This window comes from Idiomarina piscisalsi (genome assembly GCF_003987095.1).
Taxonomy (GTDB): Bacteria; Pseudomonadota; Gammaproteobacteria; order Enterobacterales; family Alteromonadaceae; genus Idiomarina; species Idiomarina piscisalsi.
In genome coordinates this window covers 224,316-241,906 of the sequence record NZ_PIQA01000003.1, presented here as the reverse complement: position 1 = coordinate 241,906, position 17,591 = coordinate 224,316, and the positions used below count along the sequence as shown (strand labels likewise).

The window sequence follows — 17,591 nt, the reverse complement described above, 5'->3', positions numbered from 1 at the left end:
AGGCCATGGATCGTACATACTGGGAGAAATAATCGTGAGCGCGTCCAACGGTTATAGGGCCTCGTGTGGAGGTGTGCAGCGCCATGGATGGCGCTGCTCAAGCCCTACAGGGATGTATTCACGGGCGTCCTCCACATGAGGCTCTGTAACCTAAGCGCTCATGATTCTTTCTGCTCGGCTATCCAATTGTTGATGTGTTGTTCGAGTACTTTCAGTGGCACGCTGCCGTTTTCTAGTACCGCATCGTGGAACTCACGAATGTCGAACTTATCACCTAACTGCTGTTCTGCTTCGCGGCGCAAACGCTTAATGGTCAGTTCGCCCAGCTTGTATGAAAGCGCTTGCGCAGGCCAGGTAATGTAACGATCAATTTCGGTTTTCACGTTATGCAGCGACAATGCCGTGTTGTTGGCCATAAAGTCCATTGCGCGTTCACGGCTCCAGCCTTTGGCATGCATACCGGTGTCCACCACTAAGCGTGCCGCACGCCACATTTCATAGCTTAAACGACCAAAGTTACTGTAAGGGTCTTCATAAAAACCCGCTTCCAGACCTAAATACTCAGAGTACAAACCCCAGCCTTCACCAAAAGCTGAAATGTAGGTCTGTTGACGGTATTCCGGTAAGTCTTCTAACTCACCCGCAATCGCGTTTTGTAAGTGATGACCCGGTACCGCTTCGTGCAGTGTCAGTGCTTCCATCTGGTAGAGAGGACGACGGTCTAACGCGTAGGTATTTACCCAATAAAAACCCGCACGATCATCTCGGTTGGTTCCTGAATAACGGCCGGTTGTGTACTTAGGCGCAATTTCTTCGGGAACTGGCGCTATGCCATAAGGCTTACGAGGTAAGGTTTTGAACAGCTTCGGCAATTCACCATCCATTTTCTTAGCTATCCAGGCGGCGTATTGCAGTAACTCTTCTGCCGTTTCCGGATAAAACTGGTCGTCGGTGCGCAAGAACTCAACGAATTCATCAAAGTTACCATCAAAGCCGGTTGCTTCAATGGCTTCGAGCATTTCACCGCGAATACGAGCGACTTCCTGCAAGCCTATCTCGTGAATTTCGTCAGCGGTCATATCCAGTGTGGTGTAATGTTTAATACGGTTTTGATAAAACGCCTCGCCGTTAGGAAGTTCACTGGCACCAACGCTTTCGCGTGCGTTCGGTAAGTATTCTGTCACCATAAAGGTGAAGTAATCGTCGTACGCAGGCATGACGTGCTCGTCAATCGCTGTCATTGCGTCTGCTTTTAGCGCTTCCCACTCAGTGTCATTGACAAAAACAGGCTGTTTGGCAAAAGGAGAGAAGTAAACACTTTTACTGGCGTCCTGAACAATATAAGCCAGAATACTTTCTTCGAAGCCAGCCATAGCTGCAGCGGGCTGTGTGTAGCCTTCCTCAATGGCTTTTCTGAGCCAATGTGTTTGCTGTGTCATGTACCGAGGAATGCTGCGCAACTTCGAAATATAGTTTTGATAATCTTCAACCGAGTTAAATGAGGTATACGACGGCATAAAGGCCAACGAACTGTGGAAGCTACCCTCGGCCGTTAGTGGCATGTAATGCGCATTAAAACGGTATTCGTCGACACGGTTTTTCAGCGAGTAGCGAATCATAGCGTGGTTAATTTTATCTTCGTCGCTCAGCTGGCTAAGTTTTATCGCGTCCAATTGCTCTAGCCATTTTGACTGTTTTTCATAGCGAGCTTTCAAGGCTTCCGGCGACATGTCCGTTAGCTCGGTATCGCTGGACTCATTCATACCTTCCCAAATGGTGTCTGCCAACTGATGAAATTGCTCAGCAACACTCTGTTGTGCAACACTTTGCTGGGTCTGTTGCTGTGGTGGGTTTGTAGCACAGGCTGTTAAGCCTAATAAACTTCCAATAAGAATCAGATTACGCATGATTTTTCCTTGCGGTGTCATAACGAATACAGGCATTCTATAATGCCTTTTGTATGAATTAATGTAAAAAGCAATGCAGCGAACTCACAATAATAATAGTTAAACGGGAGAAAAGGGTGGATAAAGCGCAATCAGGGATATACGCCGAGCCAAATTTGCACGGCTTAACCTTGTTTTGTCATGTCATGAGTGACGATGTCGAGAGTTTACGCCGTAAACTGTCTCGATTTCCGGCTATCATTCAGGACTTAGATGCACGCTTTTCTGAAGCCATGCTGACCGGCTTTGTCGGAATTGGTGCTGAATATTGGGATATCCTTTACCCGCATAAACGGCCGCTGCACCTGCAGGCATTCCCTGAGCTAAGCGACGCAGACCGGGAAGCGCCTCGTCATCCCTTTGACTTAGTCTTGCATATACGCTGCGACCGCTTCGATGCCAATTATTTAGCTGGCAGAACCATTATGGAGTGGTTTGGTTATGACATTGAAGTGGCAGAGCAAATCCGTTCCTTTCGTTATTTAGACGGCCGCGACCTGCTGGGCTTTATTGATGCCCCTGATAACCCAAGAGGTATGCGCAAACGCGAAGCCTCGCTAATAAACGCAGCTGATGACACTGCCTTTGTTGACGGTAGTTATTTGTTTGTTCAGAAAATTCGCTATGACTTACGGCGTTGGGACTATTTAGGCCCGGAAAAGCAAGAGCAGATTATGGGACGGGAGAAAGTCTCCGGCGAGCGTTTACCAGAGGCAATGATCGACGGCGTCACTCATGCTGCTAAAGCGAAACTAATGGATAAGAATGAACAGCCAATACCTTTGTTACGGCAAAACATGCCTTGGGGCGACTTGCGCGAGCAAGGATTGTTAGGGATGTACTTTTCTCATGCGCCTAAAAGTGTTGTCGAATGGTTAAAGGCACGTTATTACGCCGATGAGCAGGGGCAATACGATCCAATACTCGATTACTCTCAAGCCGTTTTGAATTCCAGCTTTTTTGTTCCGTCAACGCGTTTTCTCTTAGAAAACAGAGAGCTACCTGTTAATCAGGAAGACGGCAGTACTGACTGATTGGCAAACAATTCTTTGACTTTCCGCAGCGTAAAGTCAATGTCTTGTACTTTTACCGGCGCAATAAAAATAGTGTCGTCGCCGGCAATAGTCCCCAACACGCCTTCTTTCTTACCAACTGAGTCGAGTAAACGGGCGATAAGCTGAGCGGCACCAGGGCTGGTCCGAATAATGACCATGACATCATTATGCTGAATATCCAGTACAAGCTGGCTTAATGGCGCCTTAGTTGAAGGAACGGCTAAATCAGGAGGCAGACAGTAAACCATTTCCTGCTTTGCGTTACGGGTTCTGACTGCACCGTACTTACTAAGCATACGCGACACTTTCGACTGGCTAATGTTCTCAAAGCCTTGTTCTTTCAGTACGTTAACTATCTCGCCTTGCGAACCGTAACGTTCTTCACGAAGTAACGTTTTGAAGGCGTCAATTAATTGATCTTTCACCATTATCGTGCCGCTTCCTGACTGTCATTTTATGCTATAATGCGACCAGTTTACTGCATTCTGTGACGCTATTCGAGCTTTGTTATAAAAGGCTTGTCAGTTGTATTTAACAGCGTATTCAAGTACAGTTTTGCACCAAATTCTGCATGTTTATGCAGTTCTAATCGACAAACAAAACGGAGTCTGAGATGAAAGTAGCCGTATTAGGTGCGGCCGGTGGTATCGGCCAGGCATTGTCATTACTTTTGAAAACACAACTTCCAGCAGGTTCAGAGTTATCTTTGTATGACGTTGCGCCAGTAGTTCCAGGTGTTGCGGTTGATCTAAGCCATATCCCTACCGACGTAAAAGTCACAGGCTTCGGTAAAGACGACCTTGCGTCAGCGTTGGTTGGCAGCGACATCGTATTAATTCCAGCGGGCGTGCCACGTAAGCCAGGCATGGATCGCTCTGATCTGTTCAATATGAACGCAGGCATTGTCAAAAACTTGGTGCAAGGCGTTGCAGACAACTGTCCTGACGCTTGTATCGGTATCATCACCAACCCGGTCAACACCACTGTTCCAATTGCTGCTGAAGTTTTGAAAAAAGCAGGTTGTTACGACAAGCGTAAACTGTTCGGTGTTACCACTTTGGACGTTATCCGTTCAGAAGCGTTTGTTGGCGAACTGCGTGGTCTTAACCCTGAAAACGTAAATGTGCCAGTTATTGGTGGGCACAGCGGTACAACGATTCTGCCATTACTGTCACAAGTTGAAGGCGTTGAGTTTACCGAGCAAGAAATCAAAGACTTAACTCACCGTATCCAGAACGCAGGTACTGAAGTCGTTGAAGCAAAAGCTGGCGGTGGTTCAGCAACCCTGTCTATGGGTCAGGCAGCAGCACGCTTTGCATTGTCATTGCTAAAAGGCCTGCAAGGTCAGGACACTATTGAGTGCACTTACGTAGAAGGACCAGGCGACAACGCTAAGTTCTTTGCGCAGCCAGTACGCTTAGGCAAAAATGGTGCCGAAGAAATCCTGTCTTACGGCAAGCTCAGTGCCTTCGAACAAAAATGCATGGACGAAATGTTGGACGGCCTGAAAGGCGATATCCAAAAAGGCATCGATTTCGCCAGCTAAGCTTTCAGCTATCCGCTCTTGAAAATATTGGGGCGGGCCAGCATTGGCTGGCCATTGCAGGTTATCTTCCGAAAGACGCCTGCAAGTACGTCCCTGTATGGCTTGGGCAGCGCCATCCTTGGCGCTGCACACTTTCTCCAGATAATCCTGCAATGACTTTTCGCCAATACCGATCATCCCCAATATTTATCTAGGCTTGTGCGCGAATATCTTAACTGACATAAAATGTTAGTCTTAAATTGTCAGGCTACGGAAATGGTTGATGGGGCAGGCTGTTGGATTGCGAGCGTTACGAGTGTTGAAGGTTTCTATGGCGGAGTGTCGAAGGCCATGGATGTTTATTAGAAATGCCTAAAGCGGGAAGGGTTCTGTTTCGGAGGTGTGTAGCGCCATGGATGGCGCTACCCAAGCCCTACAGGGATGTATTCACGGGCGTCCTCCGAAACAGAACCCGATCCCCCAAGGCATTTCTTAAGCCACTCGGTCGACAGCCAGATGGGTTAGGGAGAGTAGGGCTTGTTTGTAGTCGGAGTCCGGGAGTTCATTTAAGGACTGGCGAGCTTGTTCGGCGGCTTCTAATGCTTTCTCTCGAGTGTATTGCAGTGCTCCGGTGCGTTCCATAGCGGTTAGCACGGTTTGTAAGTGCTCACGTCCGTCGCCTTGCTCTATAGTTTTGCGAATCAGTTTCTGCTCTACATCGTTGCCATTCCACATTGCGTACAACAACGGCAGCGTTGGCTTACCTTCCGCTAAATCATCGCCGGCATTCTTGCCCATTGAGTCGCTGTCAGCTGTGTAATCCAGTAAATCATCTACAAGTTGAAAAGCAGTACCTAAATAGCGGCCGTAGTCCGCTAATTGGGCCGTAAGCTTTTCGTCCTGCCCTGTAAGTACACCTGCTAACTCTGTTGCGGCTTCAAACAGCTTGGCGGTTTTGCCGTAAATGACGTCAAAGTAACTTTCTTCAGAGGTATCCGGGTCATTACAGTTCATCAACTGTAAAACTTCGCCTTCAGAAATAATATTGGTGGCGTCGGCTAAAATGCGCAGGATACGCAAGGAGTCTAAGTCGATCATAAGCTGGAATGCGCGGGTGTAGAGAAAGTCACCCACTAATACTGCGGCTTCATTACCAAATACGGCGTTTGCAGTTTTGCGACCACGGCGTAAATCAGATTCATCGACCACATCGTCATGTAGTAGTGTTGCGGTATGAATAAACTCTATAATGGTGGCGAGTTTTTGGTGGTCTTTGCCGTCATAGCCCAAGGCTCGGGCGGTTATCACCGTCAGCAGGGGGCGTAGGCGTTTACCGCCGCTATTGACGATATAAATACCCAGCTGGTTGATTAACGCAACGTCGGATTTTAGTTGTTCACCAATAAGCGCATTCACACCCAACATGTCGTTTTTGGCTAATGCGTTAATGGACTGCATATCCATCATAGATATCTGAAATTTACAAAATTTAACGGAAACCAGATGGTACACTAATTCAACGGGCTCGGAAACTCTAAAGGCAGCAAATTAGGGCTTGCGATCGTTGGCGGGATTACGTACAATTCGCGCCCTGATTTGAATTTGGATACCCAATTGGGTTGTGGAGAATAATATGTACGCAGTATTCCAAAGTGGCGGTAAGCAGCACCGTGTGTCTGAAGGCCAAATCGTCCGCCTGGAAAAACTGGAAGCAGCTACCGGTGATGTAGTTGAATTCGACCAGGTTTTGATGGTTTCTGACGGCAACGATGTAAACATCGGTGCTCCGTTCGTATCCGGTGGTAAAGTGAAAGCAGAAGTGATTGATCACGGTCGTGGCGATAAAGTTAACATCGTTAAGTTCCGTCGTCGTAAGCACTCTCGTCGCCAACAAGGCCATCGTCAGTGGTTCACTGAAGTGAAAATCACTGGTATCAATAGCTAATTAAGGAGTAACGACATGGCACATAAAAAGGCTGGTGGTTCTACTAAAAACGGTCGCGATTCAGAGAGTAAACGCTTAGGTGTTAAGCGCTTCGGTGGTGAATCGGTTCTTGCAGGTAATATCCTGGTTCGTCAGCGCGGTACTCGATTCCACGCTGGTAGCAACGTTGGCATCGGTAAAGATCACACGTTGTTCGCGACTTCAGAAGGCAAGGTATCTTTCGAAACGAAAGGTAAGAACAACCGTAAGTATGTGAGCGTTATTACTGACTAATAACCTCGACATAAACTGAAAAGTTTCGGTTCGAAAGCCCTGCCATTACGGCGGGGCTTTTTCTTATGTGCTAGAATTTTGCACAATATTTAATAAGTGATAAGTAGCAGATTGCGATGAAATTCGTTGATGAAGTAGAAATTCGTGTCGACGCTGGCGACGGTGGTAATGGCTGTATTAGTTTTCGCCGCGAAAAATATATACCCAAAGGCGGTCCTGACGGTGGTGACGGTGGCGATGGTGGTGATGTCTACCTGCAAGCCGATGAAAACTTGAATACGCTTATCGATTATCGATTTGAGCGTTTTCACCGTGCAGAGCGTGGCCAAAATGGTATGGGTAAAAACTGCACTGGTAAGCGGGGCAGCGACATTACTTTACCTGTCCCTCCGGGAACTCGCGCGACCGATATTGATACTGGCGAAGTCATGGGCGACTTGACCAAGCACGGTCAAAAGCTGTTGGTTGCAAAAGGCGGCTTTCATGGACTTGGTAACACGCGCTTTAAAAGCAGTGTGAACCGTGCTCCGCGCCAAAAGACGGACGGTACTCCTGGTGAAGTTCGCAACTTAAAGCTGGAACTGATGTTGCTGGCTGATGTTGGGCTTTTGGGTATGCCTAACGCGGGTAAATCAACGTTTATACGCTCGGTATCTGCGGCTAAACCTAAAGTAGCAGATTATCCGTTCACTACCTTGGTTCCAAACCTCGGTGTAGTGACACCGGCACCTGGACAAAGTTTTGTTATAGCGGACATTCCGGGGTTAATTGAAGGTGCTGCGGAAGGAGCTGGTTTAGGTATACGTTTTTTAAAACACCTTGAGCGCTGTCGACTGTTATTGCACTTAGTTGACTTAGCACCATTTGACGAAACAGACCCCGCTGAACAGGCTCGCATCATTATTGACGAGCTTGAAAAATACAGTCCTAAGTTGGCTGAAAAACCACGCTGGCTTGTTATTAATAAAGTTGACTTGGTATTGGATGAAGAAGTCCAGGAGCAAGTTGACGCGTTAGTGAAAGAGTTGGATTGGGACGGTCCTGTGTTCCAAATTGCTGCACTAGAAGGTCGAGCTGTCCAAGAACTTTGTCGCGAAGTCATGAACTATATTGAAACTTTGCCTGTACCTCATATGGAAGAAACAGAAGAAGCGGATCCGGTCGAGTTTAAGTGGGACAGTTATCACGAAGATGTCATGGAAGAGCATTTTGATGATGACGAAGACGACGATGATGACGATGATCACGGCGTCGAAGTTATTTATCAGAAGTAAAAGGTAATTCTAAATGAAAATATCGCTTGTGGTTGCAATGGCGGACAATAGAGTCATTGGAGAAGACAATAAAATGCCTTGGCACTTGCCCGACGAGCTTCAATATTTCAAAAAAATTACTTTGGGTAAGCCAATTGTTATGGGTAGGAATACCTTTGAGTCAATTGGCCGCCCATTACCCGGCCGTAAAAATATCGTCCTAAGCAGAACTTCGGAAAGTCGTGAAACCCATGATGGCCAAGTGCTTTGGGTTAATGGCCCTCAACAAGCCATTGCAGCGGCAGGACCCGTTGAAGAGGTTATGGTCATTGGGGGCGGAAAAATTTATGAAAAATTTTTACCCCTGGCTGACCGCTTATATGTTACTAAAATAGACCTAAATGTTGACGGTGATACCTTCTTTCCTGATTACGAGGAAGTCGCTGACTGGCAAGAGATAGAGCGGCAAGACTTTGCCGCAAACGAGCGAAACTCCAACGACTTTACTACCCTTATTTTCGATAGGAAACGTTAATAAGACGTTATAATTTCAGTCACTTACGCTACTTACCCCCCATTGCAGAGCAACTCATATCGTAGTATCATTCTGATGAATTTTTGAACAGTCTTGTGATGGGGTTTTAGATGAAAGCGATTGTATTAGGCACCTTGATGGCTGCGGTTGCAGCAACTGGCGCAACTTTTTCAAAAAGCGCAGAAGCGAACGAATTGGCGTTAAGCCTTTGCACCTACGTGCAGGGTGACGACACCATGCGTATGCGTAAAAAGTTACGTGACTCACGTGTGCGTGTCCGTGACATCTACTCTGGCATTCAGTGTAATGGTCAAAGCTTATTGCAATTCGCAATGGCAAATGGCTCACAAGACATTGGCGAGTTCATCGTTGGACGTTTATCAGTAGATGAGTTGAAAAGCTCTGGTGACTACGAATGGGCGCAATCTAACGGTCACGGTAGCTCTCCGATTGCTGCAGCAATTAAAGAGCGCGCAGGCCTTTAATTACAAAGCTAAAATGAATTACTAAAAACCCGCAAGCTTAGCCTGCGGGTTTTTTTACATCTTCTAACAATTCTTTCAGTTACTTACCTTTTAATTTTTTCTCTTCTCAACGACAATAACTCACTGTGATTTAATTCAATTGGACTGATTATGAAACAGTGGATGCTTGTTTCCATACCGTTGTTGGTGTTGAGCGCGTTTAATAGTAACGTCCAAGCACAACAACAAAAAACTACGGACACAATCGATAATGAGTGCTACCTGCCGGGAATTCAGGAACGCTTGGAATGCGGGATTGTTCAAGTTCCTGAAAACTATGAGAAACCACAAGGTAAGCAAATAGGCTTGCATTACGCGGTGCTTCCGGCAATTCAGGAAGGCGCAAAGCCTGACCCAATGCTGATTTTAGCGGGCGGCCCAGGTCAGGCAGCCACCGAGTTGGCACCAATGATTTCCCGAATGTTCGATAAGGTTCGCCAAAAGCGAGATATCTTGCTGATCGATCAGCGTGGCACAGGGAAAAGTCATCCTCTTGAATGTGATATCAGTCGTCCGGATGAACTGATACGAAGCGACGACGACCAGGATTTAGCTGAGCTAACAGAAGACTGCCTACAAAAGTATTCAGATACCGACACGACCCAATACCACACGGTGAATGCTGTTAAGGACTTTGAAAGAGTTCGAGAGCATTTAGGTGTTCAGCAACTGAACTTATACGGTGGGTCTTATGGAACTCGGGTTGGGTTAACCTACTTACGAGAAGCGCCGGAATCTGTGCGTACTGCTACCTTAGATGCCGTAGCTCCGCCTCAAGTGGTAATTGGTCCGTTTGGTCAACATGGGGCACAAGCATTTGACGCTATGCTGAAGAACTGCGAAGAGCAAGCTGCTTGTCAGGAACAGTTTCCCAATTTAGAGCAAGACTATTTTGATGTTATGTCCGCTTTAGAAAAACAGGAAGTACTGCTGGATACGCATGATCCTCTGTCTTTCGAACCTATTACCATAAACTTAACACCCGGGCGTTTTAGTTCTATTGTGCGTATGGCGTTATATCACCCAAATACACGTCAGCTTCTGCCTTATGCGATTCATTCGGCTTCGGAGAAAAACTACAAAGCTGTATTGGGGTTAATGGGCGGCACAATGTCACAAAGCAGTATTTATCTCGGTCTAATGTTATCGGTAGTGTGCAGCGAGGACTTACCTCGTGCGACCGAGCAGCTGCTCGCTGAAGACGGCGATAATCAATTTATTGGAGCCCGGACTGGTGATGCGTTTATCGATATGTGCAGGGGCTGGAAGTCGGTTTCGGTGCCATCCTATTGGTCGGAACCGGTCGTTAGCGATAAACCCGTGTTATTACTCTCGGGAGAGTTGGATCCAGTGACTCCGCCTTCATGGGGAGAGTTAGCCTCAGAAACTTTACCCAATAGTGTTCACTTAGTTGCGCCAAACGCGAGTCATACTATTGCCAGCCATACCTGCGCCAACAACCTCATTGCTGAGTTTATTGAAACCGCAGATGTCAGCGCCCTTGACGGTAGCTGTTTGCAAGAACAACGCCTAAAGCCGTTCGTACTAAATCAAAATGGAGCGGGGTTGTAATATGATTAATGTCGATAAACTGAGTAAAACTTTTAAGAGTGTGCAGGCCTTAAACTCGCTGAGCTTTCAGGCAAAAGACGGTGAAATCACCGGACTTCTGGGCCCCAACGGCGCAGGAAAAACCACTTGCCTTCGAATTATTTATGGGTTGCTGCAAGCAGATGAGGGTAAGGCGGAAATCGAGGGCGTTGATGCTAACGTGAACCCTATGGGAGCGCGTAAGAATTTAGGTATTTTTCCAGACAAGTTTGGACTTTATGAGCGTTTGACTGTGCGTGAGCAGGTAGCTTACTTTGCTGAGTTGCATGGATTAAGCGGCAGCGCTCAAAAAGAAGCCGTATCTCAAGTAATTAAAAAGCTGGATATTGAAGAGTTGGCTGACCGCCGTACAGGTGGTTTTTCTCAAGGGCAACGCATGAAAGTGGCATTGGCTCAGGCTTTGGTACACAGCCCTAAACACCTTATTTTGGATGAACCAAGCCGTGGTCTGGATGTTATGAGTACTCGCATTTTGCGCGATGTGCTTAGAGAACAACGGGCACAGGGAACCTGTATATTATTCTCCAGTCACGTTATGCAAGAAGTCGCTGCACTGTGTGATCGTGTTGTTGTGATGGCCGCTGGAAAAGTGGCGGCAGAAGGCACACCGGAAGAGCTGTGTCAGATGACAGGTGAAGAGCAGCTCGAAGATGCTTTCGTTAAAATTATCGGAACGGATGAAGGAATTGCGGCGTAATGAGTGCATTAGTTACCGTATGGAAAAAAGAGTTCCGCGATGCAATACGCGATAAACGATCAGTGTTTGCGGCAATGTCTTACGCTTTTTTTGGTCCCATGCTTATGGCGGTCGCATTTTTCTTTCTAATTTCACAGCTGACTGATCAAGCTGATGTTGGTATTGAGATAGAAGGTAAAGAGCATGCACCGCAATTTGTTGAGTTTTTGAATGAAAACGGGATTGTTGAAAAGCAGGGTGATTGGTCAGAAAACGAAACCCCAATTATATTGCGTTTGCCAGAAAGCTGGTCCACCAAAATTGCTGACGCTGAGCCTGTTGAAGTTGCATTAAATGCAGATTGGTCTTCTCAAAAGCAGCAAACTGATATCAAGCGTGTCGAAAAGGCGGTACAAGCCTATAGCAGTCAAATTGCCAGTTATAGGCTCATTCTTCGTGGAGTTGACCCACGCGTTGTGCAGCCTATTCAGTTGCAAAAGCAGGATGTTGCCACAAAGGGCTCGAAAGCGGCGCTGATTATGGGCTCTGTTTTGGTGTTTATTATTCTGTCAGTGTTTTGGTCAGGCATGAACGTGGCTATTGATATTAGTGCCGGTGAGCGAGAGCGAAACTCACTTGAGTTCTTGTTGAGCCAGCCATTAAGCACCTGGGATATAGTGACAGGAAAGGCTCTGACAGCCTCTACCTTCTCGCTATTTGGTGCCGCGCTGTCGCTGATTATTATTCCTATTATTTTTGCTTATGTGCCACTTCACGAAATAGGCATGAATGTGAATTTTAGTGTGGGCATGATGCTGCTTATGTTCCTGCTGCTCGTACCGCTGGCCGTGTTCGCAACCGCACTGCAATTGTTTGTCTCGTTCAGGGCAAAGAACTTCAAGGAAGCACAAACCTATATCAGCTTTTTGCTGATCATTCCCATGGCCGCTTCTTTCGGTGTCGAGTTTGCAAGGCTTAAAAACCCAATACTCTATTACTTGCCTCTTACCGGGCAACATCAGGCTTTTCTGTCACTGATTCGCGGAGAGTCTATTAACGTCATGGGAACAGTGATAAGCGCAATAGCTACCTTAGTCGCCGCTTTATTGCTCATAAAATACATAGCTCGCCTCCTCAAAAGCGAGAAAATAGTCTTCGGCCTGTAGCTCCAGGGCAGGCTACTCACTTGCTTCGCTTGAGCATTGAGTCCTTCTGTGGCGGAGACGCGACGAGCTCATCCATGAGGGCTTGACGAAGGCCATCCATGGCCTTCGACACTCCGCCACAGAAGGACTCAACACTTGTAACGCTTGCAAGCGACTAGCCTGCCCTTTATACGGGGGAGATGGCGGATAGAGCGCGCGCCCGACGGTTAGAGTGGGCTGCTATGGAGGTGTGCAGCGCCATGGATGGCGCTGCCCAAGCCCTACAAGGATGTATTCACGGGCGTCCTCCATAGTAGCCCCTATAGCCTCAGCGCTCTCTATCTGCCACCCTCACCTTCAGTCGAGTAGGCGGCCGTAATGGTAATAGAGCCATTGGGCTAACCGGCGGAATTTGGGGAGGGGGAATGGTTTTAGTTGCGACTGATAATAGGGTAGTTTGGGTAGAGCTGCTCCCATGGCGCATTCGGCTAACCGTTGGCCGGCTAATGCGCTGAAACTAACACCGGCGCCGCAGTACCCCATGCTGGCGTATATGTTGTCGCTGAATTTGCCGACGCGAGGGTAATCGTCAAGTGATACGCTGACCCAGCCGCTCCAAAAGTTGTCCCATTGGGTAATCCCTTTTAGCTGAGGGAATGTTTGGTGCATTGCTTTTAACAATCGCTTGGCGAAGACTGGGTCTTCAGCATTTTTTCCCTGAATTGCTCCTCTACCGCCAAATAATAAACGGTTGTCAGGCAGTAGGCGGAAGTAATACTTCAGAATCCGTGTATCCATGATGGCATACTCTGGCGACAAGCGAATACTATCAGCCTGCTCTTGTGACAACGGTGGTGTGGTTATAATGCTTGAAAGTACGGGTAAAGAGCAGCTAGCGAGCTTGGGAAGTAATTGTTGGGATGTATAGCCATTCGAACAAACTAATAGCTTACGAGCCCGTACATTGCCTTTGGCTGTTTCCAGATAAACGCCTTTTTTACCTAAAGAAGCCGCTGAAGTGACCGGGCAGTGTTCAACTAGTTGCGCTCCGGCTTTAGCGGCTCGGCGGGCTGTTGCTGCGGCTAGTAATAATGGGTTAACGGCAAAACAGTCAGTAAAGCGAAGGGCTGCGTGCGCTTGAGGACTATCGATAACTTGACTTAAAGCGCTGTTATCTAACCACTCAACAGGTTGTTCAAATTGTCTAAGACTGTCGTATTGCTGTTGTAAGGGGGTTACTGACGCTAGCTTATGAGCAACTTTTATATAGCCGCCGCTTTGACGTTGGCAATGCTCAGGACACTCTTCAATGGTTTTTTCAATAAGCCTCAAACCTAACCCATGCTCTTGGGCTATACCCTTAGCAACGTCCTCACCAAAACGCTCAGCCCAAGCTGAAAGTCCTAGCCTGCCCGTACTTTTCATGACAAAGCCAGCATTGCGTGATGAACAGCCCCAAGCCAGGTTATTTGCTTCAAAGACAGCAACAGAATGTCCGTTTTCAGCCAACGTCCGAGCCGCGTTAAGACCCGTATAACCGCCGCCAATTACCGCAAAGTCCACATCCTCTGGAGTATCAGTGCATTGCGGAAATTCAGCCTGAGTATGCAGCTGCCAATAACTAGCTCCAGGCGCATCATGAGGCCCCGGAGGCGCATTAACCAAAGGATCATACATAATCACCACCTATAGCAGAGGAAGAAGGTAGTGAGCGCTGAGGTTACAAGGACTATTATGGAGGACGCCCGTGAATACGTCCTTGTAGGGCTTGAGCAGCGCCATCCATGGCGCTGCACACCTCCACAATAGTCCTATGTAACCGTCGGGTGCGCTCAACTATCTCACGCCTCAGATAAAAGCAAACTTAGCTGTTATGGAGAAGCATAAGGGGCAGGTTGTTCACTTGTGAGCGTTACGAGTATTGAAGGTTTTTGTGGTGGAGTGTCGAAGGCCATGGATGGCCTTCGTCAAGCCCTCATGGATGAGCTCGTTGCGTCTCCGCCACAAAAGCCTTCAATGCTCAAGCGAAACAAGTGAGCAGTCTGTCCCAGCCCCTTGCAACCTCAGCGCTCGCTGTTCGGAGCCTTACGTATCGAATTTCAGCAGCATTTCGCCGGCGTTGCAGTAACAGGTGCCGTCACACACTGGGCAGTAGTAGCCGTCTTCTACTGAGGCTTTATACCAGCGTTTTTCGTGCTGTTTAATCATTTTGCCACCGCAGCGCGTGAAGTACTCGTAGGCGCTGTTTTTTGGGCTTTGCATCCAAATGTGTGCAAGACCGCCTTTGCAGCCAAGTTCTTTTGCGCTGTCAATACTGCGTTGCAGTAAGGTTTTACCAATGCCTAAACCGCGTGCTTTTTCTGAGACAGCAGCGCATTTAAAGTAGCATAGTTCTTCTGCGGGGAAAGGCCACTCGGATGGAGTACAAAAACTATCTATGGGCCATTGACCAGGCGCCAGTGTCAGGCGAACACCTAGCATTTGTCCGTCTTTCAGAGCCAGCCAGTTCAACTGCACATCTTCAACGGTACCTGCTTGTAAGTAATGCTGAAAGCTCTCTGGCGATAAGTAGTTGTCGCCATGAACTTCGTTGGCTAGATCAATAACGGCCGCCTCATCGGCAGCCGTTATTTGACGATATATGACTTCGCTCATTAGTAGCGATACTCGTCAGTCTTGAATGGACCCTCAACCTCGACGTGAATGTAGTCGGCTTGCTCTGGTGTTAGCTGAGTAATGACACCACCAAAGCCCTGAACCATGTAGCGAGCGACTTCTTCATCCAGTTGCTTAGGCAGAACTTCCACGCGCAGGTACTCTTCCTGCTGCTTAATGTCCATATCAGCGAACTTCTGCTCGAACAAGTGAATTTGAGCCAGCACTTGGTTTGCGAAAGAGCCGTCCATAACGCGGCTTGGGTGGCCGGTTGCGTTACCCAGGTTCACCAAACGACCTTCTGCCAAGAGAATGAGATAGTCGCTGTCATCGTCTGAGCGGTAGATTTTGTGAACTTGTGGCTTTATTTCTTCCCAACGCCAGTTTTTTCGCATGAAGGCGGTGTCAATTTCGTTATCGAAATGACCAATGTTACAAACCAGAGCCGTAGGCTTAAGCGCAGCCAGCATATAACGATCGCACACATCCATATTACCGGTTGTGGTGACAATCAGGTCGGTATTGCCCAGCAAGTCTTTGTTAATGTTCTCGCCGTTACCTTTGTTGTTACCGTCAATGTAAGGAGAAACCACTTCAAAGCCGTCCATGCACGCTTGCATAGCACAAATTGGGTCAATCTCACTCACTTTAACAATCATGCCTTCCTGACGCAGACTTGCGGCAGAACCTTTACCTACGTCGCCATAACCTACAACCAGTGCTTTTTTACCAGACAATAGGTGGTCGGTCGAGCGCTTGATAGCATCATTCAGTGAATGGCGGCAACCGTATTTGTTATCATTTTTAGACTTAGTAACGGAGTCATTCACGTTAATCGCGGGAACTCGCAGTGTCCCCTTTTCCAGCATATCGAGCAGGCGGTGAACGCCGGTGGTGGTTTCTTCGGTAATGCCGTGAATTTTTTCCAGCATTTGAGGGAACTCGTCGTGGATCATCAGCGTTAAGTCGCCGCCGTCGTCCAGAATCATGTTCGCATCCCAAAGTTCGCCGTCTTTATGACAAGTTTGCTTAAGACACCATTCATACTCTTCTTCGGTTTCACCTTTCCAGGCGAAAACAGGTACGCCAGCGGCAGCCATAGCGGCAGCAGCGTGGTCCTGAGTAGAGAAAATATTGCACGAAGACCAACGCACCTCTGCGCCCAGCTCCAGCAGTGTTTCGATTAACACAGCCGTCTGAATAGTCATGTGAATACAGCCGATAATGCGTGCGCCTGCTAAAGGTTTGCTCGCTGCGTATTTACGACGAATCGTCATCAACGCCGGCATTTCCGACTCAGCAATAGCAATTTCTTTACGGCCCCATTCTGCGAGGCTTATATCAGCGACTTTGTAGTCTTGCGAATTTTCTACACTCATAACGACTCTCTTTTCAGTAATTTTCGTGAATTCTATGCAGTTTCAGCGTTCATAACGCGTTCAATTAACTGCTGTTGGCGCGTTTTATCTAAGCGGGCACCAAACTCGGTGACCAGTTTAGCGGCAGCATGACTTGCTAAGCGCCCAGCGTTCTCCAGAGACATTCCCTGAGTTAATCCATACAGCATAGCACCTGCAAACATATCGCCGGCACCGTTGGTATCTATTGCTTTAACTGGAACGCCGGGTATATGAACTTGGCGTTCTTTGTTGGCAATAATAGCGCCGTCTTTGCCCAGCGTAATGGCGACGGTGTCAGCTTTGTCTAGTAATACGCTCAATGCCGCTTGAGGATCTTCTTTCCCCGTCAATAATTCGGCTTCCTCGCGGTTACAGAACATTAAATCGACACCACCGTCTAGAATTTCGTCAATGCCATCGCGGAAGAACTTGACCATAGCTGGGTCTGAACAGGTCATTACCAACTTGGTGTTGTTCTCGCGAGCAACTTTCTTCGCATGTTGAATAGCACCGCGAGCAATATCTGATGTAATCAGGTATCCCTCAATGTATAAGTAGTTGGCAGCAGCAATGGCGTGATCATCGATTTCGGTGGTTGATAAGTCAGCCGTAATACCCAAGTGCGTGCGCATGGTGCGTTCTGCGTCAGGGGTAACCATAACCAGGCAACGGCCTGTGGTGCCAGGGTTTTGCTGATTTTTAAGGCTGGTTTCGATACCGACTTGCTCTAAATCCTGACGATAGAACATACCTGCTTCGTCGTCAGCGACTTTGCAGCAGTAGTAAGCATTGCCGCCGAACTGAGCAAAAGCAACCAGAGAGTTAGCGGCTGAGCCACCACCACACTGCTTTTTTAATTCGCCAAGTTCAGAGAGTTCGGCAATAAGAGTATTTTGAGCGTCTTCGTCAATTAACTCCATCATGCCTTTTTTAAGGTTGTGCTTTTGCAGGAAGTCGTCTGTGACTTCAAATTCCTGATCCACCAGCGCATTGCCAATGCCGATTACATCAATGGTTTTCATAATTTCAAATGGTTGCCTTATTAGGG

At 47.6% G+C, this 17,591-nt stretch carries 17 protein-coding genes; 10 read left to right on the top strand and 7 right to left on the bottom strand.

Annotated features, from left to right (window positions below):
* Positions 1-158: 158 nt before the first annotated feature.
* Complete coding sequence (locus CWI73_RS06025) at positions 159-1,943, bottom strand: DUF885 domain-containing protein (protein WP_241968846.1); 1,785 nt, start codon at positions 1,941-1,943, stop codon at positions 159-161.
* 80 nt (positions 1,944-2,023) lie between these two features.
* Here CWI73_RS06025 and CWI73_RS06020 point away from each other — a divergent pair, with 80 nt between their 5' ends.
* Complete coding sequence (locus CWI73_RS06020; RefSeq protein ID WP_053954588.1) at positions 2,024-2,980, top strand: Dyp-type peroxidase; 957 nt, start codon at positions 2,024-2,026, stop codon at positions 2,978-2,980.
* On the opposite strand, the gene argR is transcribed toward CWI73_RS06020, so the two are convergent.
* Positions 2,956-3,429 carry a transcriptional regulator ArgR gene (argR, locus tag CWI73_RS06015; RefSeq protein WP_058575979.1) on the bottom strand — a complete coding sequence of 158 codons (474 nt, stop codon included), beginning with the start codon at positions 3,427-3,429 and terminating at the stop codon, positions 2,956-2,958. The two genes, CWI73_RS06020 and argR, sit on opposite strands and share 25 nt — an antisense overlap.
* 185 nt (positions 3,430-3,614) lie before the next feature.
* Between argR and mdh the strand changes: the two genes are divergently transcribed.
* The gene (mdh, locus tag CWI73_RS06010; protein ID WP_126751966.1) at positions 3,615-4,547 is read left to right on the top strand and encodes a malate dehydrogenase; all 933 of its coding nucleotides are present in this window, start codon (positions 3,615-3,617) and stop codon (positions 4,545-4,547) included.
* Positions 4,548-5,018: 471 nt separating this feature from the next.
* On the opposite strand, the gene ispB is transcribed toward mdh, so the two are convergent.
* Entirely contained in the window at positions 5,019-5,990 is a 972-nt protein-coding gene (gene ispB, locus CWI73_RS06005; protein ID WP_126752047.1) for an octaprenyl diphosphate synthase, read from the bottom strand.
* A 169-nt stretch (positions 5,991-6,159) separates the two neighbouring features.
* On the opposite strand from ispB, the gene rplU reads away from it, so the two are divergent.
* The 8 genes from rplU (at position 6,160) to CWI73_RS05965 (ending at position 12,509) form a co-directional block, all read left to right on the top strand.
* Complete coding sequence (gene rplU, locus CWI73_RS06000) at positions 6,160-6,471, top strand: 50S ribosomal protein L21 (RefSeq protein ID WP_058575982.1); 312 nt, start codon at positions 6,160-6,162, stop codon at positions 6,469-6,471.
* A 15-nt stretch (positions 6,472-6,486) separates the two neighbouring features.
* Positions 6,487-6,744, top strand: a complete 258-nt coding sequence (rpmA, locus tag CWI73_RS05995) for a 50S ribosomal protein L27 (protein WP_053954619.1) — start codon at positions 6,487-6,489, stop codon at positions 6,742-6,744.
* Between the two features lie 116 nt (positions 6,745-6,860).
* Positions 6,861-8,018 (top strand): Obg family GTPase CgtA, encoded by a 1,158-nt coding sequence (gene cgtA, locus CWI73_RS05990; protein ID WP_126751965.1) that lies wholly within the window; start codon positions 6,861-6,863, stop codon positions 8,016-8,018.
* 13 nt (positions 8,019-8,031) lie between these two features.
* Positions 8,032-8,532: a type 3 dihydrofolate reductase gene (gene folA / locus CWI73_RS05985; RefSeq protein WP_126751964.1), complete on the top strand. Its 501-nt coding sequence runs from the start codon at positions 8,032-8,034 to the stop codon at positions 8,530-8,532.
* Positions 8,533-8,642: 110 nt separating this feature from the next.
* Positions 8,643-9,017, top strand: a complete 375-nt coding sequence (locus CWI73_RS05980; protein ID WP_126751963.1) for a DUF3718 domain-containing protein — start codon at positions 8,643-8,645, stop codon at positions 9,015-9,017.
* 150 nt (positions 9,018-9,167) lie between these two features.
* Positions 9,168-10,628 carry an alpha/beta hydrolase gene (locus CWI73_RS05975; RefSeq protein WP_126751962.1) on the top strand — a complete coding sequence of 487 codons (1,461 nt, stop codon included), beginning with the start codon at positions 9,168-9,170 and terminating at the stop codon, positions 10,626-10,628.
* A gap of 1 nt (position 10,629) precedes the next feature.
* Positions 10,630-11,364 (top strand): ABC transporter ATP-binding protein, encoded by a 735-nt coding sequence (locus CWI73_RS05970; RefSeq protein ID WP_126751961.1) that lies wholly within the window; start codon positions 10,630-10,632, stop codon positions 11,362-11,364.
* Positions 11,364-12,509 (top strand): ABC transporter permease, encoded by a 1,146-nt coding sequence (locus CWI73_RS05965; RefSeq protein WP_126751960.1) that lies wholly within the window; start codon positions 11,364-11,366, stop codon positions 12,507-12,509. Before CWI73_RS05970 ends, CWI73_RS05965 begins: the two co-directional genes overlap by 1 nt.
* Before the next feature lie 336 nt (positions 12,510-12,845).
* On the opposite strand, the gene CWI73_RS05960 is transcribed toward CWI73_RS05965, so the two are convergent.
* From CWI73_RS05960 to CWI73_RS05945, 4 genes are all read right to left on the bottom strand, one after another.
* Complete coding sequence (locus tag CWI73_RS05960) at positions 12,846-14,165, bottom strand: NAD(P)/FAD-dependent oxidoreductase (RefSeq protein WP_126751959.1); 1,320 nt, start codon at positions 14,163-14,165, stop codon at positions 12,846-12,848.
* A 408-nt stretch (positions 14,166-14,573) separates the two neighbouring features.
* Positions 14,574-15,143: a GNAT family N-acetyltransferase gene (locus CWI73_RS05955; RefSeq protein WP_126751958.1), complete on the bottom strand. Its 570-nt coding sequence runs from the start codon at positions 15,141-15,143 to the stop codon at positions 14,574-14,576.
* Complete coding sequence (gene ahcY / locus CWI73_RS05950; RefSeq protein WP_126751957.1) at positions 15,143-16,522, bottom strand: adenosylhomocysteinase; 1,380 nt, start codon at positions 16,520-16,522, stop codon at positions 15,143-15,145. Before ahcY ends, CWI73_RS05955 begins: the two co-directional genes overlap by 1 nt.
* Before the next feature lie 32 nt (positions 16,523-16,554).
* Positions 16,555-17,565, bottom strand: coding sequence for an adenosine kinase (locus CWI73_RS05945; protein ID WP_126751956.1), 1,011 nt, complete (start codon positions 17,563-17,565; stop codon positions 16,555-16,557).
* Positions 17,566-17,591 lie beyond the last annotated feature (26 nt).